The organism is Sphingobium sp. GW456-12-10-14-TSB1, assembly GCF_059424385.1.
Genome location: NZ_JBWKZI010000001.1, coordinates 349,249 through 374,687, shown reverse-complemented (window position 1 = coordinate 374,687; position 25,439 = coordinate 349,249). Strand labels below are relative to the sequence as shown.

Below are 25,439 nucleotides of genomic sequence, written 5' to 3'. Positions count from 1 at the left end.
GCATGACGCTGGCGCTCGTCGCCGGCTGCGGAGATTCGTCACCGCAGGTTGCGCAGGCCGATCCCAGCCCCAGCCCGCCGGTCGTTCCCGCGCCTGCCCCGCCACCCCCGCCCAAAGCGGTCGTCAGCCCACCGCCGCGGCCCAAAGCCGGGCCGGTCGTTACCGTTCGCGCCCAGCCCGCGCCATGGCATTCGCTCGACCTGCCGCCGTCGGACGTCGCCGCCAGCGCGGCCCCATTCCCGCGCGAAGTGACCCAGTTCATGGTGGAGCGCGACAGTTGCGACCATTTCCGGGGCGAAGAAGCCTATGATGCGGAACGGCGCGCCTATATCGAGGAAAATGTCGCGGAACTGTGCCACGGGTCCGACGCGACGCTGGCGACGCTCCGCCGCCGCTACGCCGCCGATCCGTCCGTCACCGCCGCACTGCATGGATATGAGGACCGGATCGAAGGGCGCGACGAAGAATAGGCGCTCCCCCCATCCGTTCAGTATTACAACAACCCGTCGACCTGGTGCGCCAGGTCAATGTCCCGCTGCGACAGGCCGCCTGCGTCATGCGTGGTCAAAACCATGTCCACCCGGTTATAGACATTGCTCCATTCGGGATGATGATCCGCCTTCTCGGCCAAGATCGCCACCTGCGTCATGAAACCGAAGGCGGCGACGAAATCCGGAAAGGTGAAACGGCGCGAAATGCCGTCCGGCTCCGCGACCACCAACCATTCGGGCAGGTCGGCCAGCGCCAGCGCGCGCGCCTCATCGCTCAGCTTCTCGATCATGTCCCTATCCTCTGAAAATAGTTTCGCCTATGTGGCAGCCATGTCGCACGAAGGTCAACCGCACCGCTTCGCTCCCACTGCGCAGGATATTGAGGCGCTGGCGCTTGAAGCGCTGGCGCGCCTGCCCGCCCCCTTTACCGACCATCTGCACAATGTCGTCCTGTTCGTTGAGGAATTTGCCGATGCGCAGACGCTCAAGGACATGGACATTGACGATCCGTTCGGCCTGACCGGCCTCTATACCGGCCGCCCCGTCGGGCAGGAGGCGCAGACCGGGGATGCGCCGCCCACCGTCCATCTGTTCCGCCGACCCCTGCTGGACGAATGGATCGAAACCGGGGTGCCGCTGGACGCGCTGATCACCCATGTGGTCGTCCATGAAATCGGCCATCATTTCGGCCTGTCGGACATCGACATGCATGTGCTGGAGGATATGGTCGCGCCATGAGCCGTGCGGCGCTGGCCCTGTCGGACGTCGCCTGCCTGCGCGGCGGACGGATATTGTTTCGCGGCGTCAACCTGACGCTCGATGCAGGCGCCAGCGCGTTGCTGACCGGCCCCAATGGCGTCGGCAAATCCAGCCTGTTGCGGCTATGCGCGGGGCTTCTCCCCGCCTTTTCCGGCACGATGGAACGCCATGGCGCGGTCGCGCTGGCCGATGAGCGGCTGGCGCTCGACAGTGAATTGCCGCTGGCGCGCGCCCTCCATTTCTGGGCGCGACTGGACGGCAGCGCCGCGAATGCCGTCGCCGCGGCGCTCGAGGCTATGGCGCTTACGCGGCTTTCCGACGTGCCGGTTCGGATGCTGTCGACCGGGCAGCGCAAGCGGGCGATGCTGGCGCGGGTCATCGCCAGCGGCGCGCCGATCTGGTTGCTGGACGAGCCGGGCAATGGTCTGGACAGCGCCTCGCTGGCCCTGCTGGGATCGGCCGTGTCCGCGCATCTGGCGGGCGGCGGCATCGTCGTTACAGCGTCGCACCAGCCACTGCCGCTGGGCGCGCCGGTCGTGCTGTCGCTGGCTGACCATCTGCCCGATCCGGCGGAGTGGGACGCATGAGGATGCTCTGGTTGCTCGCCTCGCGCGATCTGGGCACCGCCTGGCGCTCGTCGGGCCTGTGGCTGCCGGTTGCCTTCCTGCTGCTGGTCGCCAGCCTCTATCCCTTTGCTGTCGGCCCGGACCTTGGCCTGCTGCGCCGCACCGGGGGCGGGATGGTGTGGATCGCCGCGCTGCTGGCCAGCCTGCTGCCGGTCGACCGGCTGATCGCGCCGGATCGCGACGCGGGGGTGCTGGATCAGATGGCGCTGCGCGGCATTGGCGACGAAATGGTCGTGCTGGCCCGGCTGATCGCTCACTGGCTGGGCTTTGGCCCGCCGCTGATGATCGCCACCCTGCCCGCCGCCGCCTTGCTGAAGCTGGATGGCGGGACGATCTGGATGCTCGAGGCTGGCCTGCTGATCGGCACGCCTGCGCTGGCGGCGCTCGGCCTGCTGGTCGCGACGCTGACGGCGGGCCTGCGATCCAGCGGTGCGCTGGCGGGATTGCTCGCTCTGCCGCTGGCGGTGCCGCTGCTGATCTTTGGCGCCGGCACGCTGGGCGATGGCAGTGGCGCAGCACTCAAATTCCTCGCCGCCGCCTCGATGCTGCTGGTCGCGATCACGCCATTTGCCGGTGGCGCAGCGATACGGGCGGGGCGGGAATAGTCCGGCATCCGCCGATCGCGAGGCTGTAAAAGGCGAACAAGCCCGACACGGCCCTGCTCCTTCCGCCTCTCGACATCGCCCTTCGCCTGCGCCACAGCCGCCCCATGCTTGCCCTTGCCGCCTCGATCCTGTTCGTCCTGATCTGGTCCACCGGATTCATCGTCGCCCGCGCGACGGTGCCGCACGGCGCGCCAGAACTGGTGCTGGCGATCCGCCTGACGCTGGTTGCGATTCTATTGTGCGGCGCGGCCCTGTTCGCGCGGCAGGACTTTCCGCGCGGGCGCAGGCTGGCCCTCCACCTGCTTGCCGGCGCCATGTTGCACGGCGTCTATCTTACGGTCGGCTGGTGGGCGATCAGCCGTGGCATGCCCGCCGGGATCATGTCGCTGCTGGGGGCGCTCCAGCCGCTGATGGTCGCGGTCGCCAGCGTCGTCCTGCTGGGCGACCGGCTACCGCGCCGCACCTGGGTGGGACTTGCCATCGCGATCCTGGGCGTCACCTGCGTCCTGCTGCCCGCCATCATGCGCAGCGGCACCGGCTCCATCTCCATCGGGTTGGCGATTGCGGGTCTGGTCGCGGTCATCGCCATGACCGGCGGCACGTTGATTCAGCGCGGCGGACTGGCGGGTGATCCGATTTTGGTGTCGGGCGGGGTGCAGAATATCGGCGGCGCACTGGTCGCGATCACCGCCACGCTGATCGTGGGCGAATGGCGTTGGGACAATGATCCCATGCTCTGGGCCGCGCTCGGCTGGTCGGTGCTTGTCCTGTCGGCGGCTGGTCTCAGTCTGCTCGTCTGGCTGGTCCGCCATCAGGGGCCGACCGCCATGTCGATGCTGTTGCTGCTCGTCCCGCCCCTGGCCGCGATCGAGGCTTGGCTGCTCTTTGGCGAACGGCTTGGCCCTATCCAGCTTGTCGGTTTTGCGCTGGCGCTGGGCGGGGTGCTGCTCGGTCGATCGGCGCCCGCCAGACAAGCGGACCTGACCGAACCGGCCTGATCAGCCTTCGCGCAGCCTTTCATGATGGCGGATCACTTCGTCGATGATGAAGCGCAGGAATTTTTCGGTGAAGTCAGGGTCCAGCTTCGCGTCCAGCGCCAGCTGCCGCAACCGGGCAACCTGCCGTTCCTCCCGCCCCGGATCGGCCGGGGGCAGCGCATGGCTCGCCTTATATTCGCCCACCGCCTGCGTCACCTTGAACCGCTCGGCCAGCATGAACACCAGCGCGGCGTCGATATTGTCGATGCTTTCGCGGTAGCGCTGCAATGTGTCGGTCACGTTCATCCTCCGGTCAATCGGCGCGCTTTTTGCGCCATCTGGCCTCACAGGCAAGCTATTCCCGCTTGCCATCTGCATTTTGCCCGGCCAAGGGACGCACATCATGACAGCACCCGCCCCCGGTAACGTCCACCCCATCGGCCGCGCCAAAAGCGCGCCGTCGCTGGCCCCCATCATGAATCTGGTCGCCGATGGCATGAACCAGGTCAATGCCGTGATTCTGGACCGGATGCAGTCGCGCATCCCGCTGATCCCCGAACTGGCCGGGCATTTGATTGCAGGCGGCGGCAAGAGGCTGCGGCCTATGCTGACTCTGGCCTGCGCCGATCTGGTCGGCTATGCCGGATCGCGCCACTACAAGCTGGCCGCCGCGGTCGAATTCATCCACACCGCCACGCTGTTGCATGACGATGTCGTCGATGGATCGGGCCTGCGCCGGGGCCGCAAGACCGCCAACATCATCTGGGGCAACAGCGCCAGCGTGCTGGTCGGCGACTTCCTCTTCTCCCGCTCCTTCGAGCTGATGGTCGAGGCGGAATCGCTCAAAGTCCTGAAAATCCTGGCCAACGCATCGGCGGTGATCGCGGAGGGCGAAGTCAACCAGCTGACCGCCCAGCGCAAGATCGACACCAGCGAGGACCAGTATCTCGACATTATCGGCGCCAAGACCGCAGCGCTGTTCGCCGCCGCCTGCCGCATTTCCGCCGTGGTCGCCGACCGGGACGAGCGGGAGGAGCAGGCGCTCGACGTCTATGGCCGCAATCTGGGCATCGCCTTCCAGCTGATCGACGACGCGATCGATTATGAATCGGATGGCGCGACCATGGGCAAGGATGCTGGCGATGATTTCCGCGATGGCAAGGTGACGCTGCCGGTGATCCTGGCCTATGCCCGTGGCAGCGATGAGGATCGCGCCTTCTGGAAGGCGGCGATCGCGGGTCACAAGATCAGCGATGATGATCTGACCCACGCCACCGGCCTGCTGCGCCGCACCGGCGCGATCGCCGACACGCTCGCCCGCGCCCGCCATTACGGCCAGCGCGCGATCGACGCGCTGGGCATGTTCGACAATGGCAAGGCCAAGGCCGCGCTGACCGAAGCCGTCGAATTTGCAACGATCCGCGCCTATTGAGGATTTGGGTCCGCGTTTCGTCTGACCAGCAAAGGCCGTTCGCCCTGTTTCGAAGGGTCATTCTTCTTAGAAAGTATCAGGCTCCGACAGGCTCAGCCCGAACGGGATGGGGTGGCGGGCCAAAGCACCCATGATCCTGACTCCCGAAACCCTCGCCTTCCTGATGGCCGCCGCATTGACGGCGAGTTGCATCGACGCGATGGCAGGTGGCGGCGGGCTTATCACCCTGCCCGCGCTGATGGCTGCTGGCATTCCGCCGGTGCAGGCTGTCGCCACCAACAAACTGCAAAGCTGCTTTGGCACATTCGGTGCGTGCCTCGCCTATGCCCGGCGCGGGCATATGGACCTCAAAACCTACAAGGCGCCGGTGATCGCCGCCTTCATCGGATCGGTCGGCGGCGCATGGCTGCTCCAGCGGGTCGATCCATCGATCCTAGCCGGGCTTATGCCTGCCCTGCTCATCACCATCGCCGCCTATTTCACCTTCTCTCCCAAACTGGGCGAGGCAGACCGGCACGCGCGCGTCGGCATTGCTGCGCTAAGCGGCCTGATCGGCGTCATCGGCTTTTACGACGGCTTTTTCGGTCCGGGCGCGGGCGCTTTCTACACCACCATCTTTCTGGCGCTGGGCGGCCTGTCGATCCTGCGCGCCACCGCCCAGACCAAGGCCGCCAATTTCGCCAGCAATGTTGCGGGCCTGCTGACCATGGTGGCTGGCGGCCATGTGCTATGGGTCGCGGGCCTCACCATGGCGATCGGCAGTATCATCGGCGGGCAGGTGGGATCGCATCTGGCCATGCGTTTTGGTTCCAGGCTGATCAAGCCGCTGCTGATCATCATGTCGCTGGCGCTGACGACCAAGATGCTGATCGATCCGAAGAACCCGATTCACATCTACCTGTTCGGCTGATCGTCGGACTGGAGCAAGGCGGCGACCCGGCGGCGCAATTCCTCAACGGCGAAGGGCTTGGTCAGCACTTCCATGCCATGTTCGATATGCCCGTGGTTCAACACGGCATTCTCAGCATAACCCGTCACGAACAAGATGCGCAGGTCCGGCCGCAACGCCCGCGCCGCGTCGGCTACCTGCCGCCCGTTCAGCCCGCCCGGCAAGCCGACATCGGTAACCAGCAGGTCTATCCGCGCCGGTGATTCCAGCACCTTGAGGCCCGATGGCCCATCGCCCGCTTCGACGCAGACATAGCCAAGATCGGTCAGGGCATCGACCATCAGCATGCGGACCGATGGTTCATCGTCGATCACCAGCACCGTCTCGCCCGCTTCGGCTTCGGTGGCGGCGTCGGGCAGGGCCGGACTTTCCTCATCCTCTTCGCCGCGATGGCGCGGCAGATAGACGCACACCGTCGTCCCCTGTCCGATTTCGGAATAGAGGCGGACATGGCCGTGGCTCTGCCGGGCAAAGCCATAGACCATCGACAGGCCCAGCCCTGTCCCCTGCCCCATCGGCTTGGTAGTGAAGAAGGGATCGAACACCCGGTCCAGAATCGTCTTTTCAATGCCGGTCCCGGTATCGCTGACGGACACGGTGACATATTGGCCCGGCGTCAGACCATGGTCGCGCGCGGTGCGATCATCCAGCCATCGATTGGCGGTCTCGATCGTGATCTTGCCCCCGTCCGGCATGGCGTCGCGCGCATTGATGCACAGGTTGAGCAGCGCATTTTCCAGCTGGTTGGCATCGACCAGCGCAGGCCATAACCCGCTCGCCGCAATCGTCTGCACCTCGATCTGCGGCCCGACGGTCCGGCGCACCAGTTCGGTAAAGTCGGTGAACAGGCGGTTGATGACAGTTGGCTTGGGCGTCAGCGTCTGACGGCGGGAAAAGGCCAGCAGCCGGTGGGTCAGCGATGCAGCGCGCCGGGTCGCACCCTGCCCGGCGGCCAGATAGCGTTCGACATCCGCCGTGCGTCCCTCGGCCAGGCGCAGGCCGATCATTTCAAACGCGCCGGAAATCCCGGCCAGCAAATTGTTGAAATCATGGGCCAGGCCGCCGGTCAATTGCCCCACCGCCTCCATCTTCTGCGCCTGTCGCAGCGCGGCTTCCGCTTCCTCCCGCTCGGCCAGCGCCTGCGCGATCCGCGTCTCCAGCGTTTCGTTCAGCTGCCGCAACTCGGTTTCGATGCGAATGCGATGGGTCACATCCTTGAACAGAACCGCAACCTGCTTGTCCTCCAGCGCGCCGATGCGAAAGGAGGAAATGTCGAGATGGCGGCCGGTAGCGATCAGTTCGCGCTGGAAGTGGATCGGCTCCCCGGTGCGCAACACGCGGCCATATAGTTCCAGCCAGCCATCGGCCTCGTCCGGAACCATTTCACGCAATGTCTGGCCAACGACATTGGAAATGCCGGCATGGCGTTCATAGGCCGGGTTCGCCTCGATATGAATATAGTCGCTTAACGGTCCATGCGGCCCGTCGAAAAATTCGATGACGCAAAAGCCTTCGTCCATCGTTTCAAACAGCGTACGATAGCGTTCCGCATCTTCGGTAAATGCCGACATGCCCTGTTTATCCCCCACCCATGCTCGCGCGCGCAAGGGCTATAATTTCTGCCTATCACGCAAACGCCTGAAACGGCTAATCTTTCCCTCACCGCGCAATTTCCGTTCCGCTTGCGATTTCGCGTCAATGGGGCGAGAGGAAGGGCCATGAGCGCCCTGCCCATCCATGCCGTCCTGCCCGATCTGCTCGCTGCGCTGCGCACCGGCAGCAACGCCGTGCTGGTCGCGCCGCCGGGGGCTGGCAAGACGACGGCGGTGGCGCCCGCGCTGCTGGACGAACCATGGTGCAGCAGGCAGGTCTTGCTGCTTTCCCCCCGCCGCCTTGCGGCCCGCGCCGCTGCCGAACGGATTGCCGAAATGCTGGGCGAACAGCCGGGCGGCACGGTCGGCTATGCCACGCGGATGGACAGCAAAATGTCGGCGCGTACCCGTCTGCTGGTGCTGACGGAGGGCATTTTCGTCCGCCGAATTCAGGACGACCCCGAACTGACGGGCGTGTCGGCGGTGCTGTTCGACGAAGTGCATGAGCGTAGTCTGGACAGCGATTTCGGCCTCGCGCTGGCGCTCGACGCGCAGGAGGCGCTGCGCCCGGACCTGCGCATCGTGCCCATGTCCGCAACCCTCGACGGCGCGCGCTTCGCCGCCTTGCTGGGCGACGCACCGGTGATCGAGAGCGAAGGCCGCATCCAGCCGCTCGAACTGCGTCATATCGGCCGCCATGCGGAACGACGGATCGAGGATGAGATGGCCGCCGCCATCCGCCGCGCCATCAGCGAGGAAGCGGAAGGCGACCTGCTCGCCTTCCTGCCGGGCGTGCGAGAGATTGAACGCACGGCGGAGCGGATCGACGGCGGCCCCTATGACGTGCATCTCCTCCACGGATCGCTTGGTCCCGCCGCCCAGCGGGCCGCGATCCGGCCATCGCGGTCGGGCGTGCGAAAGGTCATTTTGGCGACCAGCATCGCGGAAACCAGCCTGACCATCGATGGTGTGCGGATCGTCGTCGACAGCGGGCTGGCGCGGCGCCCCCGTTATGACAGGGCGGCGGGCGTCACCCGGCTGGTGACCGAACGGGCAAGCCAGGCGTCGGCGACCCAGCGTGCGGGCCGCGCCGCGCGGCAGCGGCCCGGCGTCGCCTATCGCCTGTGGGAAGCAGCCGCGAACGCTGGCATGCCCCCCTTCGATCCGCCGGAGATATTGGAAAGCGACCTTTCCAGCCTGCTGCTCGATTGCGCGCTGTGGGGCGTGAGCGATCCGGGGACGCTGCGCTGGCTCGATCCCCCGCCCGCCGCAGCCGTCGCCGAGGCGCGGGCAAGGCTGACCGCGCTGGAGGCGCTGGATGGCGACGGTCGGATCACGCCCCATGGCAAGGCGCTGGCGAAACTGCCGCTCAGCCCGGGCATCGCGCATATGCTGGTGCGCGCCGCCGAAATGGGGCTGGCGCAGACCGCCGCCGATATTGCCGTGCTGCTGGGCGAACGCGGCATTGGCGGACAGGACACAGACCTTACGCTGCGCCTGCAACGCTGGCGGCGGGAGGGCGGCAAGCGGGCCGATGCTGGCCGCGCGCTGGCCAAGCGCTGGGCGGGTCTTGTGGCGACGCCCAACCATCTTGCTCCCCTCCCGCTTGCGGGAGGGGCCGGGGGAGGGTCTGTACCAGCTAATCTAGCGACACGCCCTCCCCTAACCCCTCCGGCAAGCGGGAGGGGAACAGTCAGCGCGACGGAAGCCACCGGCCTCTGCCTTGCGCTCGCCTTTCCCGATCGCGTGTCGAAACGCCGCTCCGCCGATGGCGCGGACTGGGCCAGTGTGGGCGGGCGCGGTTTTCGGCTCGACCCCCTGTCGCCGCTCGCCCGCGAAGAATGGCTGGCGGTGGGAGAGGTGCAGGGCAGCGCGGCAGGCGCGCGCATCCTGTCCGCCGCGCCGATCGCCGAAGCGGACGTGCTGGCGCTGTTTCCGGACCGGATCATCACCAGCCGCACCGTCCGCTTCCGCCCCGCCAATGGCGGGATAGAGGCGCTGCGGGAACGGCGGCTGGGCGCGGTGCGCCTGTCGTCAGGCTCCGACGACCGGCCCGATCCGGCGGCGGTGGTGGCGGCGCTGCTGGACGGCGTGCGACAGGGGGGCCTCGATCTGCTTCCCTGGTCGGAGGCCGCGCAGTCGCTGCGGATGCGCGCCGACTTTGCCGGGGTGGAGGCGCTGTCCGATGCCGCCCTGATCGCCAGCCTGGACGAATGGCTCCCGCCGCTGCTGGCGGGCAAGCGCCGCCTGTCGGACATCGACCGGTCGCACTTGTCGGGGGTGCTGGACGGCCTGATCGGCTGGGACGGCAAGCAGCAGGTGGACCGGCTGGCCCCGCCCGATTTCCGCTCCCCGGCAGGCAGCAGCCATGCGATCGACTATATGGCCGATGGCGGCCCGCGCGTCGAATTGCGGGTACAGGCGCTCTACGGCCTGGCCGAGCACCCGACCGTGGGCAGCGCGCGCATCCCGCTCGTCCTGTCGCTCACCTCGCCCGCTGGCCGCCCGATCCAGACCACGCGCGACCTGCCCGGCTTCTGGGCGGGCAACTGGCGCGATGTGGCGAAGGAAATGCGCGGCCGCTACCCCCGCCATCCCTGGCCCGACGATCCGACCGCCGCCCCGCCCACGTTGCGCACCAAGCGCGCCGATGCCCGCACGCGCACTTGACTTCACGCCGGACGCTGGTGCAACGCAGCATGACGATTTACCGGAGTCTTTCGCGATGAGCGCGCGCATTTACCAGATCCAGAAGAACGCCCTGCAATCGGGCAAGGCGCTGACCCATAAATGGGTGCTGGAATATGCACCGGCAGAAGCGAAGCAGGCCGATCCGCTGACCGGATGGGCAGGCTCCGGCGACACGCAGCAGCAGCTCAAGCTCAGCTTCCCCTCGCAGGAAGCCGCCATCGCCTATGCGCAAAAGCAGGGTGTGCCCTACACCGTGATAGCGACGCCGCCCAAGACGCTGAAATTGCAGGCCTACGCCGACAATTTCCGCTAAAGGCGCAAAAACACCGTGCAAATTCGGGCGCGATGCTGCCCGATTACCGCCTTATTCACTTGCCATAGGGCAGGCCAAGGCGGCAAAAGCCGTGCTTTACGGAAAGACAGAAGCAAAAGATGACGGATCGCACCGAAATTTTCGACAGCGTCGCCGCGCAGGTCGCCCCCTTCAACAAGAAGGGCGTCGCGCTGACCGAAACCACCACCTTTGCCGGCGATCTGGAATGGGACAGCCTGACGGTCATGGATTTCGTCGCCGCGATCGAGGATGAATTCGACATTCTGATCACCATGAACATGCAGGCGGAAATTGAGACGGTCGGCCAGCTGGTCGATGCCGTCGCGAAGCTGAAGGCCGCCTGAGTTTGTCGTCACCCCGGACTTGATCCGGGGTCCAGTGCGCCAGGCACTCCGCATGGAACCCTGGATGCCGGATCAGGTCCGGCATGACGAATTGGGAAAGACAGAAGAGATATGACCGACACCGCCACTGAAACCCGCGATCTGCTGTCCAAATTCGATCCCCTGATCGCCGAGCGGCAGGCGCTGCTCGACACCGGCGTGCGCGATCCTTTCTCGATCGTGATGGATCAGGTGCTTTCTCCCACGCGCGCGATCATCAAGGGCAAGGAAACCATCCTGCTGGGCACCTATAATTATATGGGCATGACCTTCGACCCGGACGTGGTCGCGGCGGGCAAGAAAGCGCTGGACGAATTTGGCGCTGGCACGACCGGCAGCCGCGTCCTCAACGGCACCTATCAGGGCCATCGCGAAGTCGAGGACGCGCTCAAGGAATTTTACGGCACATCGTCCGCCATGGTCTTTTCGACCGGCTATCAGGCCAATCTGGGCATGATTTCGACGCTGGCCGGACGCGGCGACTATGTCGTGCTGGACGCTGACAGCCATGCGTCCATCTATGATGGCTGCTTCCTGGGCGACGCGGAAATCGTCCGCTTCCGCCACAACAGCGTCGAGGATCTGGACAAGCGCCTGGGTCGCCTGCCCGCCGACGCGCTCAAGCTGGTCGTGCTGGAAGGCGTCTATTCGATGCTGGGCGACATCGCCCCCCTGCCCGACATGGTGGCCGCGGTGCGCAAGCATCAAAATTGCATGATCCTGGTCGATGAAGCGCATGGCATGGGCTTTTTCGGTCCCAATGGCCGGGGCGTCTATGAGGAACAGGGCGTCGAACAAGACGTGGATTTCGTCGTCGGCACCTTTTCCAAATCGGTCGGCACGGTCGGCGGCTTCTGCGTTTCCAACCATCCCAAGTTTGAGATCATGCGGCTGGTCTGCCGTCCCTATGTGTTCACCGCATCGCTGCCGCCCAGCGTGGTCGCGACCGCCGCGACCTCCATCCGCAAGCTGATGCATGCGGGTGAAAAGCGCGCCCACTTGTGGAAGAACAGCAAGCGGCTGCATCAGGGACTGACCGACCTTGGCTTCACCCTGGGCACCACGACGCCGCAATCGGCAATCATCGCAGTGATCCTGACCGATCAGGCGCAGGCCGTGGCGATCTGGCAGACGCTGCTGGAACTGGGCCTCTACGTCAACATGGCGCGCCCGCCCGCAACCCCGGCCGGCACCTTCCTGCTGCGCTGCTCGCTATGTGCCGATCATAGCGACGAACAGGTCGAACAGATTATCGGCATGTTCAAGGCCGCGGGTCAGGCGACCGGCGCGATCGCCTGACCGGCACGCCGTTGATCAGCGCTGTTTCGCTGCTATGCTTGTTCCGCTAGTGTGACGAGTGATGGCGGACGGCGACACTTTGGATCATGAAGGCAGCAGCTTGCGCGTTAAGGCGCGACGCCTGCTGCCATTCCTGCTCGGCATCCTGCTGGTCGGGTCGCTCGGTGCTTTGCTCTATAGCGCCAGCAACGCCTCGCGCGATCATCAACTGGCGCTGGCCGAACAGCAGCGCAGTTTCGAGATCATCGCGCTGGCCCGCGCGTTTGAGGCCCAGACCGCACGCGCGGAAGTGACGCTGGCCCGCTATGTCATCGGCCTCAACCCCGATACCGGCCGCCTGTTTCAGGACCAGTGGCGCACTGCCGGCGCGCAACTGAAGGCGCTGGCCTTTGCGACGCGCGGCACCGGATGGCAGCGCGGCAATGTGGAGGCGCTGCAAAAAGCCTTCATGGCGCGCGGCAAGACACTCAACGAAATCGGCCTGCGCACCACCTACGACCAGAAGATGGCAGCCCTCGGTCGCTTTCACGAAGCGGGGACGTCGCGCGACCTGAAACGCATCACCGCGCTGCTCAACCGCGTCATAGAGGCGGAAAATCTGCGCCTGCGCGAACGTAGCCTTGCCGTGGCGCTCGCGGGGGACCGTACCGAATGGATGGGGCAGACCTCACGCCTGCTGGGGCTGGCGATGCTGGTATGTGTGCTGTTCGCTGCCTGGTTCGCCCATATCGCCTATAGCGATCGCCGCAACGCCCGGCGGCTGGCGGAGGCGGAGGCGGAACGGGCCGACCGGCTGGACTTGGCGGTGCGCGCACGCACGGCGGAACTGACCGATGCCTATGAGCGGTTGCAACAGGAAACGATCGATCGCGCGGCGGCGGAGGAAAATCTGCGCCAGATGCACAAAATGGATGCGGTGGGTCAGCTGACGGGTGGTATCGCCCATGATTTCAATAACATGCTGGCCGTTGTTGTCGGTGGACTGGAACTGGCGAAGCGCAATATCCGGCTAAAGCCGCAGGAAGCATCCCGTCATCTCGACAATGCGATGGAGGGGGCCAATCGCGCCTCCGCCCTCACGCGTCGCCTGCTTGCCTTTGCCCGGTCCGAACCATTGCTGCCCAGCGCAGTCGATCCCGATGCGCTTGTGTCGGGCATGGCGGACCTTATCGACCGCACCATCGGCGACCAGATCACCGTGGCGCTCGCACCCAAAGCGCAGGGATGGCGCATCTTCGTTGACCAGCACCAGATGGAAAATGCGATCCTGAACCTGTGCGTCAATGCGCGCGACGCCATGGACGGGCGCGGGCGGCTGACCATCGGCACCAGCCAGACCGCGCTAGCGGCGGGTGAGGTCGGCGATTGTCAGGCGGGCGACTATGTCGTGCTGAATGTCACTGATGATGGCTGCGGCATGAGCGCCGAGGTACTGGCGCGCGTGTTCGAGCCGTTTTTCACCACCAAGCCGGTCGGCAAGGGCACGGGTCTGGGCCTCAGCCAGATCTTCGGCTTCGTGCGCCAGTGCGAAGGCGAAATCCGCATCGAGTCCGAACCGGGCAAGGGCACCAGCGTCCATATCTACCTGCCCCGGCGGATGGGCGACGCGGCAGCCGATGCCAGCGAGGCCATATCCTCCCCGCACGACGCAACGCTTCATCCGCCCACCCGCATCCTGGTGGTGGAGGATGATCCGCGCGTGCTGAAACAGACCATGGCGGCGCTGGCGGAACTGGGGCACCTGCCCATCGCCTGCGATCATCCGTCCAAGGCCGCAAAGCTGCTGTCCAATAATAGCGATATTGGCCTGATCATGAGCGACGTGCTGATGCCGGACCTGACCGGGCCGGAAATGATCCGCGCCCTGCCACAGCAATATCGCCATCTGCCGGTGCTGTTCGTCACCGGCTATGCGGGCGACGCAACCGCCAGCGCCGATTTTGCGGGCCATGAAGTGCTGCGCAAACCCTATACGCTGATGTCGCTCGCCAATGCCCTGTCCGTCGCGCTCAGCGGATCGAACCAGAACGGAACAGTCGCGGCAGCAGAGTGAGCGCGCCCAGCAGCGGCCAGCGCCGCTGCCATGGCTTGATGACGATCGCCGTCCCCGCATGACGATTGATTTTCCACGCCAGATAATCGATCCCACCCGCATAGGTGAAGCTCGCCTTGGCCAGCCTCACGACCGACAGCCACTTGCCCCGCCGCTGAAGCGCACGCCAGCGCTGCGCGGCCTGCTCTGGCGATGGGGGCAGGCCATCGGCCAGCGCCGCCTCGCCGAAACGACGGTAGCGATCGGGGTCCGCATCAACGATGGACAGCGACCGCCCCTTGCGCTCCGCCCGCAACTCGGCCTGGTAGGTCAGGGTGAAGCCCGCCTTCCACAGGGACAACGCATCCTGACCTTCCGCCATGGGCAGGGCCAGCGACAATAGGGTCGGTGCGGCTTGAGCCACCGCCGCGATGGCCCGCGCCCGCGCATCCTCATCTACCGCCCACAGCAATCGCGACGGCTGCGCAAAGCGCGCCCAGACCGACACATTGTCCGCCGCTGGACTGCACAGCCGGGCAAAGTCCGGTTCGGACAACACCGCATATTTGGCGATCAAGCCATTATGTTCAAACGGAAACACATTGGGTGGGATCAGCGCATTGGCCCGCGCCAGCCAGCTTTTGCCATAAGCGGCGCGATAGTCCGACACGATCAGATAGAAATCCAGCATCAGCCCGTCGAGATTGGCCTCCCGCAGGCAGGAGCCGTAGAATAGGACCGCGCGGGCCGCGTGCGGATATTGCGCCGCGATCGCCCCGGCCATGGCCGCCGCACGCGGATCGGCGGGCTGGAGCATCTCGGCAGCGACAAGGGGAAGGAGTTGGCTGGACATTGCGCTCCCCTTATCCGTTCGGCCTCAGCTTGTCGAAGGCCTGTTCCTGTTCGCGGGACTGTAAAGCGCTTCGACAGGCGCAGCGCGAACGGATTTCAGAAGGCCGCTCGCCTGAAAATCAGCGACAGATTGTTCGCCGGCATGTCCACCATCCTGTCGAGGCGCAACCCTTGCGCCTGCGCTGCGGTCACGACATCCTCCACCCGGCGCAGGCCCCAGCGCTGGTCGCGGGCCTTGAGCGAGGCGTCGAACGCCAGGTTGCTGGGCGCAGTCTCCACATCATCGCGCATATAAGGTCCGTACAGATAGAGCGGCCCACCCGGCGGTAGAACCCGCCCTGCCCCCTGCATCAACCCCAACGTCGCGTTCCATGGGCTGATATGCACCATGTTGATGCACAATATCGCATCGGCCCGATCGACCGGCCAGTCTCCCGCCGCGTCCAGCCGGATCGGTTCATGCAGATTGGAAAGGTCCGCCTCCGCCCGCCATGCCGCGATGGAGGCCAGCGCAGCCATATCGGGATCGCTTGGCTGCCAATCGAGCGCGGGCAGCGCGGCGGCGAAATGGATGATATGTTCGCCGCTACCGCTCGCCACCTCCAGCACCAGACCGGATGGCGGCAAGGCATCGCGCAGGATGGTCAGGATGGCGTCCCTGTTCCGCAGCGTCGCGGGGGCGTGGCGCTTCTGCGCCTCGCCGCCCGCTTCACCCGGAACCCAGGGCGTCATTCCGCCGCCTGCGCCAGCGTCGGCGCTTCCCATGTCAGCACGGGCTTTCGCGCCGCCAGCGTTTCGTCGAGGCGACGGCGCGGCGCATGATAGGGCGCACCCTTCAATGCCTCATCCCCTGCCTTGGCCCGCTGCGCCAGGCTGCGCAGCGCCATGATGAACTGGTCGAGGGCCGCCTTGCTTTCCGTCTCGGTCGGTTCGACCAGCATCGCGCCATGGACGACCAGCGGAAAATACATGGTCATCGGGTGGAACCCCTCGTCAATCAGCCCCTTGGCGATGTCGAGCGTGGTAAAGCCATCGGCCAGTCCCTTGTCGCTGAACAGCGCCTCATGCATGCAGGGGCCGCTGCCGCCGAACGGCGCGTCCAGCACGTCGTCCAGGCTACGCAGGATATAATTGGCGTTGAGGACCGCATCCTCCGCCACCTGCCGCAGGCCGTCCGCGCCGTGGCTCAGAATATAGGCCAGCGCGCGGGTGAACATCCCCATCTGGCCGTGGAAAGCGACCATCCGCCCGAACGTGCCGGCGTGATGATCCTCGGCCGATTCCTCCTCGATCAGGACGAAGCGATCGCCCTGCCTTTCGACGAAGGGCAGCGGCGCATAAGGGGCAAGCGCCTCCGACAGCACGACCGGGCCGGAACCGGGACCGCCCCCGCCATGGGGCGTGGAGAAGGTCTTGTGCAAATTGATGTGCATCGCATCGACGCCCAGGTCGCCGGGGCGGACCCGGCCGACGATGGCGTTGAAATTCGCGCCATCGCAATAGACGAACGCGCCAGCCGCATGAACCGCGTCGGAAATCGTCTTGAGATCCCGCTCGAACAGGCCGCACGTATTGGGGTTGGTGATCATCACCGCCGCGACGTCCGGTCCCAGCCGCGCGGTCAGCGCCGCCAGATCGACACGGCCCTCAGGGGTCGCCGGAATATCCTCGACCTTATAGCCACAAAAGGCTGCCGTCGCAGGGTTTGTGCCATGCGCGCTTTCGGGCACCAGCACGACGCTGCGCGCGTCACCCCGTGCCTCCAGCGCCGAACGGATCGCCAGCAGGCCGCACAATTCGCCATGCGCCCCGGCCTTGGGCGACATCGCTACCGCATGCATCCCCGTCAGCGTCACCAGCCATTCCGCCAGTTCATGGATCACCGCCAGCGCGCCCTGCACCGTCGATTGCGGAGCGAGCGGGTGAAGATCGGCAAAACCGGGCATCCGCGCGACCTTTTCGTTGAGGCGCGGATTATGCTTCATCGTGCAGCTGCCGAGCGGAAACAAGCCAAGATCGATCGCATAATTCTGGCGACTAAGGCGCGTATAATGCCGCACCGTTTCCTGTTCGGACAGGCCGGGCAAGCCGATCGCCCCGCGCTCCAGTCCGCCAAGGCGGGTGGCAAGCTTGGGCGCGGGCGCGAAATCGACGCCGGTGGTATCGGTCGATCCAATCTCGAAGATCAACGCTTCTTCCAGCATCAGCGCGCGGTTTCCCGTCGCCGTGGCCGGGGCCATATGCGCATCCTTGACGGTGACGGGCGCGGTGGGACGGCCTTCCTTGAGCATGGTCATGCGACAATCTCCTTGTTCGCGCCGTATTCCCGCGAAGGCGGGAACCCAGTCCTGCCCTTGCGGGTAGCTGAACGGCCGGACTGGGCTACCGCCTTCGCGGCAGCACTGAGGCTATGAACCGTCATGCCAGTTCCTCCTCCAGCGCCTGGGCCAGCGTTTCGATATCCTCCGCCGTCACCGTCTCGGTCACAGCGACGACCAACCCGTTGCCGACCGATGCGTGTTGCGGAAACAGACGGCCCAGCGACACGCCGGCCAGCACGCCCTTGTCGGCCAGGCTGCGCACCACTTCCCGCGCATCCTTCGTCAGGACCAGCGTGAATTCGTTGAAGAAGCTCTCATTGAGCAGCGTCACGCCCGGCACCTGCGCCAGACGATCCGCCGCCTGGCAGGCCAGCCCATGATTGAGCGCCGCCAGTTCACGCAACCCGCGCTCACCAAGCAGGGTCATGTGAATACTGAACGCCAGCGCGCAAAGCCCTGAATTGGTGCAGATATTCGACGTCGCCTTCTCGCGGCGGATATGCTGTTCGCGGGTGGAGAGCGTCAGCACGAAACCGCGCTTGCCCGCCGCGTCCACCGTCTCGCCACACAGGCGGCCCGGCATCTGGCGGACATATTTCTGCTTGCAGGCAAAGAGGCCGAGATACGGCCCGCCAAATTGCAGGCCGACGCCGATCGACTGGCCTTCGCCCACGACGATGTCCGCGCCCATCTCGCCGGGCGGGACCAGCGCGCCCAGCGCCACCGGCTCGGTCACCACCGCGACCAGCAGCGCACCGGCGGCATGGGCCGCGTCGGCCAGCGGGGTCAGGTCGGCAATGCGGCCCAAAATGTCGGGATATTGGACGACGACGCAGCTCGTCTCCTTGTCGATGCCGGCGATCAGCGCGTCGATATCGGGGTCGGCGCTCAGGGTCGGCGCGTCATGCACCAACTGGTCGCCGGTGAACTTCGCCATCGTATTGGCGACCGACACATAATGGGGATGCAGGCCCGACGACAAGATCGCCTTGCCCCGCTTGGTGATCCGCCGCGCCATGCCGATCGCTTCCCAGCAGGCGGTCGACCCGTCATACATGGATGCGTTCGCCACGTCGCAGCCCAGCAGGCGCGCCACCTGCGTCTGGAACTCGAACAATACCTGCAACGTCCCCTGCGCGATTTCCGGCTGATAGGGCGTGTAGGCGGTCAGAAACTCGCCGCGCTGGATCAGATGATCGACACTGGCCGGGACATGATGCTTGTACGCCCCCGCCCCCAGGAAAAAGGGCGCTTCCCCCGCCGACAGATTTTGCCGCGCCAGCTTGCTCATATGGCGTTCGACCGCCAGTTCGCTCGCATGATCGGGCAGACCCGCGATCTTGGTCGAAAGGCGGGCTTCAGCGGGCACGTCGACGAACAGATCGTCAATCGACGCCGCGCCGACGACGGACAGCATATCCGCGCGGTCAGTGTCGGTTAGGGGTAGGTAGCGCATCAATTTCTCCTTCTCCCCTTCTGGGGAGGGGCCGAGGGTGGGCGCTGTCCGCTCCACGCGGCGCGTGAGGCAAGCCCCCACCCCAACCCCTCCCCTGAAGAGGAGGGGCGATTAAATATCAAAGGCTGGCCACAAACTTCTTGTAGGCCGCTTCGGTCATCAGCCCTTCCAGCTCGGACGGGTCGGTCATGCGCAGCTTGAAGAACCAGCCATCTTCCTCCGCGTCGCTGTTGACCAACGCGGGTTCATCCTCCAGCGCGCCATTGGTTTCGATCACTTCACCCGAAATCGGCGCATAGACGTCCGACGCGGCCTTCACCGATTCGACCACGGCGGCATCGTCGCCCTTGTCGAACGTGGTGCCTTCGGCGGGCAGTTCGACGAACACGATGTCGCCCAACTGCTCCTGCGCATAGTCGGTAATGCCGACCGTGGCGATCTCGCCCTCGACATCGATCCATTCATGTTCGTCGGTGAAATAGCGGCTCATGGGTCTGTCTCCCCTATCGGACAAAAAATTCAGGCTTTGCGGCGATAATTGTGCGGTACGAACGGCATGGGCGCGACCGTTGCGCCGATGCGCTTGCCGCGCACTTCAATTTCCAGCGCGGTGCCGATGGCGCTATGGGGCAGGCTGACCCAACCCATCGCAATCGGCGCGCCCACGGTCGGGGCAAAACCGCCGGAGGTGACGTCGCCCACCTGCACATCGCCGACATAAATCTGTGCGCCCTCGCGCGCGGGCAGGCGGCCCTCGATGGTCAGGCCCACGCGCTTTGCGCCCGGCCCGTCCGCCAGTTCCTTCATCACCCGGCCATGGCCGATGAAACCGCCCTCCTCACGACGACGCTTTGGAATCGCAAAGCCCAGATCAGCGCCGATCGTGCTGACCGCAGGGGTCAGGTCATGGCCATAGAGCGGCAACCCCGCCTCCAACCGCAAGGAATCGCGCGCGCCAAGGCCGATTGGTTTCACCTGCGGCAGGGCACACAAGGCGTCGGCAAAGGCGTTCGCCGCATCGGCGGGCAGGCTGATCTCGAACCCGTCCTCGCCGGTATAGCCCGACCTGCTGATCCACAGCGGCACCCCGTTCCAGTCGAACGCGCCGCACTGCATGAAAGTCAGTTCGGCAGTCCCCGGCACCAGCACCGCCATCGCCTCGCCCGCTTCCGGCCCCTGCAAAGCCAGCAGCGCCTGATCGGCCATATGGTTCATGGTCACGGCATCGGGCAAATGCTCAATCATCCAGCCAATATCGTCATATTTGGTCGCGCCGTTCACGACCATGTAGATCGCCGCGTCATCGAACGCCCCATCGCCAAGGCGCGATACCATCAGGTCATCCAATATGCCGCCATCGCGATCCAGCAACATCGAATAGCGCTGGCGAAAGGGCTTCAATCCCTTGATATCGCTGGGCAGCAATAGCTCCAGCGCTTCGTCCACGCCCTCACCCGAAAAGGTCAGTTGCCCCATATGGCTGACGTCGAACAGGCCTGCATGTTCGCGGGTCCAGCCATGTTCGGCCATGATGCCATCATATTGGATCGGCATGTGATAACCGGCAAACCCCACCATCCGCGCGCCGCGCGCGCGATGCCAGGCGTCGAGCGGCAAGGCCTCCAGCGGCAGGCTTTCTTCCAGCGTGGCGATATTGTCCGTGGCGGTCATGAAACGACCTTTCCGTAAGAGGGCACAGCGACGATCGACCCGGCCAACGGACCGCCTTTTCGTCACCCCCTCTGTCACGGGAACCTGAGAGCTTTGACCGTCCTTTGCGGGACGGCTTACCCCTTCGGTGGGACAGGTTCCCCCATCCGCTTTCCAGAGCGTCTGCGCGTGATGCGGTCCTTTGGCCTGAGAGATTCCGGGGCGGTTGCTCCTTCGGCGACGGGCTTGGCCTGAAAGGCCGCCCATACTCTCCCGCATCATGCCCGGCGCCGAATCCTCAGCGCCGACGACATGATTTGCATTGCGTCAAACGCACCGGCGCGTCAATCCGCCACCGCCCCGAATATCTCGGCATGGCGCTTTTCGGCGTAACGGTCGGTCATGCCCGCGATGAAATCGGCGATGTGGCGGCTGCGATCGGGTTCGCCGGTCACGCACTCATCGCGCCATTCGCCCGGCATCAGCGCGGGATCGGCCTGATAGGCGGCGAACAGGTCGGTGACGATCACCCGCGCCCGGTCGGCAGCGGCCAATTGTTCGGGATGATGATACAGGCTGGCATACATGAAACGCTTGAGACCACGCTCTTGCGCCGCCAGTTCGGGCGAGAAGGCAACCAGCGTACGGCCCAGCGCACGCACATCCTCCACCGTCCGCACCCCCGATTCTGCGATATTGGCGCGGGTCGCGGCGATCAGGTCGTTGGCCATCACGCCAATCTGTTCGCGCACCAGTTCGCGCAGCAGCCTGTCCTGCGCGACATCGGGATAGCGGGTCCGCACCCGGTCCCAACAGCGCGCCACGAACGGAACCTCCAGCAACTGCTCCAGCACCAGCAGCCCCGCGCGCAGCCCATCGTCAATGTCGTGATTGTCATAGGCGATATCGTCGGAAATCGCCGCGAGTTGCGCCTCCAGCGAGGCATGGCTGGTCAGGTCGAGCGGGAATAAAGCGTCGAGTTCGCGCATCGCCCAGCCGGGATTGCGGATCGGCCCATTATGCTTGGCCAGCCCCTCCAGCATTTCCCAGCTCAGATTGAGTCCCCGGAACCGCGGATAGGGACTTTCCAGCAGCATCAGCGTGCGCAGCGTATGGGCGTTATGATCAAAGCCACCATGCGCCTCCATCGCCGCCTCCAGCGCATCCTCGCCAGCATGGCCAAAGGGCGGATGGCCAATGTCGTGGGCCAGGCACAGAGCCTCGGTCAGATCCTCGTTCAGCCCCAGCGTCCGCGCGGTGGTGCGCCCGATCTGCGCAACCTCCAGACTGTGGGTCAGGCGGACGCGGAAATGATCCCCGTCTGGCGACACAAATACCTGCGTCTTGTGGCGCAGGCGACGAAATGCGATCGAATGGATGATGCGATCCCGATCCCGCTGGAACATGTCGCGCGGGCCGCGCACCTCGCCCCCCTCTTCGGGGTGGAGGCGGCCACGGCTGGCGGCGGGATGGCAGGCATAGGAAGCAAGGGTCGTCATGGGACGCCCCTCTACTCGCCGCTCAGCCTTTCGACCACCTCTCCGGCATCACTTTGCCAGGCAAAAACATCTGCACCCTCGCCCTTCAGCTTGGTTTCGAGCGTCCTGGCGCGGGTGAAGCTGGCGAATGGACCGACGACCAGACGATTGGTCCGGCCCCAACTGGCGGTCCAGGCGCTTTGCGGGGCCAGCTCGTCATATTTCTTGCGCAGCGCCTTCAGCGTGAATGCCAGCGCGCTCTTGTTCGCGCCGGTCGCGATCTGAAGCCAGTTGCGTGACGGATTGTCGGCCAGCCGCTTCTTTTCCTCCGCCTCCTTCTTCGCCTTCGCATCGGCTTCCGCCTTGGCCTTGGCTGCGGCGGCTTTCTTCACCTTTTCGGCAGCCGCCAGACGCTCGGCGCGGCGCGCGGCCTGCATTTTCTCGATCTCGGCCAGATCGACGGCCGCGACGGTGGGCCGCCGTTCCGCTTCCGGCACATCGATGGCGCGGATGATGTCGGCCAGCGTGCGGGTCGCCTGCGGATCGGGCTGAGGCGGCGGCGCGGGCGGCGTGGGCTGGACAACAGGCGAAGCAGCGGGCGTCGATGCCGGTGCGGAAGCCTGGGCCAGCGCGGTGGCATTATTCGGTACCGTGGTTGCAGGCTGGCTGGCGACAGGTGCCGCGGTCCGCGGCGTGTCGAGCGATTCAAGACCGGGCGCTGGCGGCCCCTGTACCTGCGGCGTGGCGGCGGCAAGCTGCCTTGGCGGAGCAGACTGGGTCGGGGCCGGTGCGCCGGGCGTCTGCTGGACCATCTGCACCTGCGCCGGTGCGGGTGTGGGCGCCGGTGTCGGTTGGACGGTTTGCGGCGCAGGCTGCTGCGGGGTGGGCGCTGCACTCGGTGTCGGCGCTGGAGTCGGGGTGGGCGTCGGTGCCGGCGTCGGTTGAACCGTCGCCGTTCGCGGCGTTTCGGCCCGCGCCAGCCGCGTTGCTTCGCGGCGCTGGCGCTGTTGTTCGGCGCGACGCGTGCGGCGATCCTGCGCCGGGCTGGTCGGGGCGGCCGCCACAGCGACTGGCGGTGGTGCCTTGGTTGCAACCGGCTGGCTGTAGCCGGGAGCCGGAGGCGTCGGCACGATCGCGGCGATGGTGGTGCCGACCTGCGCCGGGAAATGCCCGAAATGAATCGCAGCAGCCTTCTGCGCTGGGGTCAGATAGGGCATTTTGCGCAGATAGGGCATCATCGCGGCGGCGAGCTGCGGCGGCATAGTCTGCTCGGCTATCTTCTGCGCTTCAGCCTGCCGGTTGTTCATCGCCAAAATGAATACGCGCGATCGCCATGCCGCGCGATCGCTCTTGTAGAATAGCGGCTGCATGACCTTGTCCGACGCATCGATCTGCCCGGCTATCCCCAATGACGATGCATAGCGGCGAATCAGTTCCGCGTCGTCGGGCGTGCGTTGCAGCGCCGCCTGATAATCGCGCTGCGCCCCGGCCTGATCCCCGGTCATGTCGCGCGCCAGCCCGCGATCGGCCAGGATCGTCGCGTCGGGATAGCCCAGCCGCGCCGCCTGATCGAACAGGCGCAGCGCTTCGCCCGGATTTTGCAGCTTCAACATCACCCGCCCCAGCCCGGCCTTGATCCGGCCATTACCGCTGGCGATCGCATCGGCACGGGCAAAAAAGCCGGTGGCGGCGCGCGGGTCGTCCAACGCCAGCGCCGCCTCCCCCGCGCCGATCAGCGCCGCCACATCGCGCGGATTGGTGGACAGACGGGCAAGGTAGCTGTTGAGGTCGGCCGCGTCTGGCGGACGGACCAGTTGCGATTGGTCAACCTGCGCGAATGCGCCGCCCGGAAGCATCAGCGCGGCAATTATCCAGGGAAGAGAGCGTTTCACACCCGTGCCTTAACCGATGCCGCCATGAATGGGAAATGACCGCCAACGAAAAAGCGCGCCCGGTTGCCTTGTGGGACCGACGGCGCGCTTCTGGTGGAGCAGATGCCCCGGCAAGCGGATCGCTTACTGGTTGTTCTGGCGATTGAGGAAGCGCGGAATGTCCATCCCCGGCGCGCCTTCGTCGGCGGCAGGCGACTTTTCCGTACCGCGGGTCAGGCCGGCCATCCGCTCGAACAGGGTGCCGCCCGATGCGACACGCGGCGCTGGCTCTGCTGGCGGAGGCGGTGCCGCACTTTCCGCGCCGAGCACCAGTTCATCCTCTGCCGGGTCGTCGTCCGAAAAGACAGCGACCGGGCGCGGCGCAGCGAACGGCGCGGGCGCGGCGGCTGCCACCGGCGCGGGGGCCGGCGCTTCGGGGACGTCCAGTTCCAGCGTTTCCGGTTCAGGTGCTGGCGCGGGAGCTGCCTGTGGCGCGGGCGCGGGTGCAGCGGCCTTGGGTGCTGCCGACTGGGGCACCGACACCGCAGGGCGGCTGGCGAAGCTGAAAGGCTGGGTCAGCGGCGCGGCATGATTGCCAACATCATTGTCGATGCCCGTGGCGACAACCGACACGCGAATCTTGCCATTCAGATTGTCGTTGAACGCGCTGCCCCAGATGATGTTTGCGTCCGGGTCCACCAGTTCGCGAATATGGTTGGCGGCTTCGTCCACTTCCATCAGGCGCATATCCTCGCCCCCGACGATCGAGACGATGACGCCCTTTGCCCCGCGCATCGACACGCCATCGAGCAGCGGGTTGGCGATCGCCTTCTCCGCCGCCTGAAGCGCACGACCGTCGCCTTCGGCTTCGCCGGTGCCCATCATCGCCTTGCCCATTTCGCCCATCACAGAGCGGACGTCGGCGAAATCCAGGTTGATGAGGCCGGGCATGACCATCAGGTCGGTGATGCCGCGCACGCCCTGTTGCAACACTTCGTCCGCCATCTGGAACGCTTCCTTGAAGGTCGTGTTCGGATTGGCGATCAGGAACAGATTCTGGTTGGGAATGACGATCAGCGTATCGACATGCTTTTGCAGCTCGTCGATGCCCGATTCCGCCGACTTCATGCGGCGATTGCCTTCGAACGTGAACGGCTTGGTCACGACGCCAACGGTCAGGATGCCACGCTCGCGCGCCGCCTTGGCGATGACGGGGGCCGCCCCGGTGCCGGTGCCGCCGCCCATCCCGGCGGCGATGAAGCACATATGCGCGCCCTCCAGCGCCTGCTCGACCGACACGATCGTTTCTTCCGCAGCCGCCTTGCCGATTTCGGGACGCGATCCTGCGCCCAGACCCTCGGTGATTTGCGGGCCAAGCTGGATGCGGCGTTCGGCTGGCGAGGCGTTGAGCGCCTGCGCATCCGTATTCGCCACGATGAAGTCCACGCCCTCGACATGGGCTGCAATCATGTTCGCGATGGCATTGCCGCCCGCGCCGCCGACACCGATCACCGCGATACGCGGCTTCAGTTCATCCACATGCGGAGGGCTGATCTCAATGCTCATATATTCTGCTCCCTCAGCTTCCTCGTCAGGAAGCAACAACCGACATCAAATGTTAACACCAGAAACTGGAGTATT

Annotated in this window: 24 protein-coding genes and 1 riboswitch; of the genes, 12 read left to right on the top strand and 12 right to left on the bottom strand. The window is 65.6% G+C overall.

The genetic code is table 11. The features are described from left to right. The first annotated feature begins 2 nt into the window (after positions 1-2). Positions 3-470, top strand: a complete 468-nt coding sequence (locus tag AC07X9_RS01890) for a hypothetical protein (RefSeq protein ID WP_017183132.1) — start codon at positions 3-5, stop codon at positions 468-470. A gap of 23 nt (positions 471-493) precedes the next feature. Here AC07X9_RS01890 and AC07X9_RS01885 read toward each other — a convergent pair whose 3' ends face one another. After that, on the bottom strand, positions 494-781 hold the full coding sequence (locus AC07X9_RS01885; protein ID WP_017183133.1) for a 4a-hydroxytetrahydrobiopterin dehydratase: 288 nt from the start codon (positions 779-781) through the stop codon (positions 494-496). Between AC07X9_RS01885 and AC07X9_RS01880 the strand changes: the two genes are divergently transcribed. The 4 genes from AC07X9_RS01880 to AC07X9_RS01865 all read left to right on the top strand — a co-directional run bounded on the left by AC07X9_RS01880 (position 780) and on the right by AC07X9_RS01865 (position 3,479). Beyond that, on the top strand, positions 780-1,229 hold the full coding sequence (locus tag AC07X9_RS01880) for a metallopeptidase family protein (RefSeq protein WP_017183134.1): 450 nt from the start codon (positions 780-782) through the stop codon (positions 1,227-1,229). The two genes, AC07X9_RS01885 and AC07X9_RS01880, sit on opposite strands and share 2 nt — an antisense overlap. After that, entirely contained in the window at positions 1,226-1,837 is a 612-nt protein-coding gene (ccmA, locus tag AC07X9_RS01875; protein ID WP_017183135.1) for a heme ABC exporter ATP-binding protein CcmA, read from the top strand. Before AC07X9_RS01880 ends, ccmA begins: the two co-directional genes overlap by 4 nt. Then, complete coding sequence (locus tag AC07X9_RS01870) at positions 1,834-2,481, top strand: heme exporter protein CcmB (protein ID WP_026002385.1); 648 nt, start codon at positions 1,834-1,836, stop codon at positions 2,479-2,481. The genes ccmA and AC07X9_RS01870 overlap by 4 nt, the downstream gene beginning before the upstream one ends. A gap of 104 nt (positions 2,482-2,585) precedes the next feature. After that, positions 2,586-3,479 carry a DMT family transporter gene (locus tag AC07X9_RS01865; RefSeq protein ID WP_017183137.1) on the top strand — a complete coding sequence of 298 codons (894 nt, stop codon included), beginning with the start codon at positions 2,586-2,588 and terminating at the stop codon, positions 3,477-3,479. Here the strand turns inward: AC07X9_RS01865 and AC07X9_RS01860 are convergent, their stop codons facing one another. Then, entirely contained in the window at positions 3,480-3,764 is a 285-nt protein-coding gene (locus AC07X9_RS01860) for a chorismate mutase (RefSeq protein WP_017183138.1), read from the bottom strand. Between the two features lie 97 nt (positions 3,765-3,861). Between AC07X9_RS01860 and AC07X9_RS01855 the strand changes: the two genes are divergently transcribed. Both AC07X9_RS01855 and AC07X9_RS01850 read left to right on the top strand, forming a co-directional pair. After that, positions 3,862-4,890 carry a polyprenyl synthetase family protein gene (locus AC07X9_RS01855; protein WP_017183139.1) on the top strand — a complete coding sequence of 343 codons (1,029 nt, stop codon included), beginning with the start codon at positions 3,862-3,864 and terminating at the stop codon, positions 4,888-4,890. Between the two features lie 130 nt (positions 4,891-5,020). Then, entirely contained in the window at positions 5,021-5,800 is a 780-nt protein-coding gene (locus tag AC07X9_RS01850) for a TSUP family transporter (protein WP_017183140.1), read from the top strand. On the opposite strand, the gene AC07X9_RS01845 is transcribed toward AC07X9_RS01850, so the two are convergent. Continuing rightward, complete coding sequence (locus tag AC07X9_RS01845; RefSeq protein WP_017183141.1) at positions 5,785-7,410, bottom strand: ATP-binding protein; 1,626 nt, start codon at positions 7,408-7,410, stop codon at positions 5,785-5,787. The genes AC07X9_RS01850 and AC07X9_RS01845 overlap by 16 nt on opposite strands. Positions 7,411-7,557: 147 nt before the next feature. Here AC07X9_RS01845 and hrpB point away from each other — a divergent pair, with 147 nt between their 5' ends. The 5 genes from hrpB to AC07X9_RS01820 all read left to right on the top strand — a co-directional run bounded on the left by hrpB (position 7,558) and on the right by AC07X9_RS01820 (position 14,191). Next, positions 7,558-10,101 (top strand): ATP-dependent helicase HrpB, encoded by a 2,544-nt coding sequence (hrpB, locus tag AC07X9_RS01840; RefSeq protein WP_086485426.1) that lies wholly within the window; start codon positions 7,558-7,560, stop codon positions 10,099-10,101. A gap of 55 nt (positions 10,102-10,156) precedes the next feature. Beyond that, positions 10,157-10,435: an ETC complex I subunit gene (locus tag AC07X9_RS01835; RefSeq protein ID WP_017184145.1), complete on the top strand. Its 279-nt coding sequence runs from the start codon at positions 10,157-10,159 to the stop codon at positions 10,433-10,435. Between the two features lie 119 nt (positions 10,436-10,554). Then, positions 10,555-10,800 carry an acyl carrier protein gene (locus AC07X9_RS01830; RefSeq protein WP_017184144.1) on the top strand — a complete coding sequence of 82 codons (246 nt, stop codon included), beginning with the start codon at positions 10,555-10,557 and terminating at the stop codon, positions 10,798-10,800. Positions 10,801-10,911: 111 nt separating this feature from the next. Further along, a complete protein-coding gene (gene spt / locus AC07X9_RS01825; RefSeq protein ID WP_017184143.1) occupies positions 10,912-12,138 on the top strand; it encodes a serine palmitoyltransferase in 1,227 nt (408 codons plus the stop codon). 61 nt (positions 12,139-12,199) lie between these two features. Continuing rightward, positions 12,200-14,191, top strand: a complete 1,992-nt coding sequence (locus AC07X9_RS01820) for an ATP-binding protein (protein ID WP_017184142.1) — start codon at positions 12,200-12,202, stop codon at positions 14,189-14,191. On the opposite strand, the gene AC07X9_RS01815 is transcribed toward AC07X9_RS01820, so the two are convergent. The 9 genes from AC07X9_RS01815 to ftsZ form a co-directional block, all read right to left on the bottom strand. Next, entirely contained in the window at positions 14,148-15,023 is an 876-nt protein-coding gene (locus AC07X9_RS01815; protein ID WP_017184141.1) for a hypothetical protein, read from the bottom strand. The two genes, AC07X9_RS01820 and AC07X9_RS01815, sit on opposite strands and share 44 nt — an antisense overlap. 95 nt (positions 15,024-15,118) lie before the next feature. After that, positions 15,119-15,754, bottom strand: a complete 636-nt coding sequence (locus AC07X9_RS01810; RefSeq protein WP_017184140.1) for a DUF938 domain-containing protein — start codon at positions 15,752-15,754, stop codon at positions 15,119-15,121. Then, the gene (gene gcvPB, locus AC07X9_RS01805) at positions 15,751-17,319 is read right to left on the bottom strand and encodes an aminomethyl-transferring glycine dehydrogenase subunit GcvPB (protein WP_017184139.1); all 1,569 of its coding nucleotides are present in this window, start codon (positions 17,317-17,319) and stop codon (positions 15,751-15,753) included. The genes AC07X9_RS01810 and gcvPB overlap by 4 nt, the downstream gene beginning before the upstream one ends. 121 nt (positions 17,320-17,440) lie before the next feature. After that, complete coding sequence (gcvPA, locus tag AC07X9_RS01800) at positions 17,441-18,799, bottom strand: aminomethyl-transferring glycine dehydrogenase subunit GcvPA (RefSeq protein ID WP_026002576.1); 1,359 nt, start codon at positions 18,797-18,799, stop codon at positions 17,441-17,443. Between the two features lie 118 nt (positions 18,800-18,917). After that, positions 18,918-19,289 carry a glycine cleavage system protein GcvH gene (gene gcvH / locus AC07X9_RS01795; RefSeq protein WP_017184137.1) on the bottom strand — a complete coding sequence of 124 codons (372 nt, stop codon included), beginning with the start codon at positions 19,287-19,289 and terminating at the stop codon, positions 18,918-18,920. A gap of 29 nt (positions 19,290-19,318) precedes the next feature. Continuing rightward, positions 19,319-20,470 (bottom strand): glycine cleavage system aminomethyltransferase GcvT, encoded by a 1,152-nt coding sequence (gene gcvT, locus AC07X9_RS01790; RefSeq protein WP_017184136.1) that lies wholly within the window; start codon positions 20,468-20,470, stop codon positions 19,319-19,321. A 164-nt stretch (positions 20,471-20,634) separates the two neighbouring features. Continuing rightward, positions 20,635-20,735, bottom strand: a riboswitch (glycine riboswitch). A gap of 58 nt (positions 20,736-20,793) precedes the next feature. After that, complete coding sequence (locus AC07X9_RS01785) at positions 20,794-21,948, bottom strand: deoxyguanosinetriphosphate triphosphohydrolase (protein ID WP_017184135.1); 1,155 nt, start codon at positions 21,946-21,948, stop codon at positions 20,794-20,796. Between the two features lie 11 nt (positions 21,949-21,959). Beyond that, the gene (locus tag AC07X9_RS01780) at positions 21,960-23,783 is read right to left on the bottom strand and encodes an SPOR domain-containing protein (RefSeq protein ID WP_017184134.1); all 1,824 of its coding nucleotides are present in this window, start codon (positions 23,781-23,783) and stop codon (positions 21,960-21,962) included. Positions 23,784-23,942: 159 nt separating this feature from the next. Next, on the bottom strand, positions 23,943-25,364 hold the full coding sequence (gene ftsZ / locus AC07X9_RS01775) for a cell division protein FtsZ (RefSeq protein ID WP_017184133.1): 1,422 nt from the start codon (positions 25,362-25,364) through the stop codon (positions 23,943-23,945). Positions 25,365-25,439: the final 75 nt, after the last annotated feature.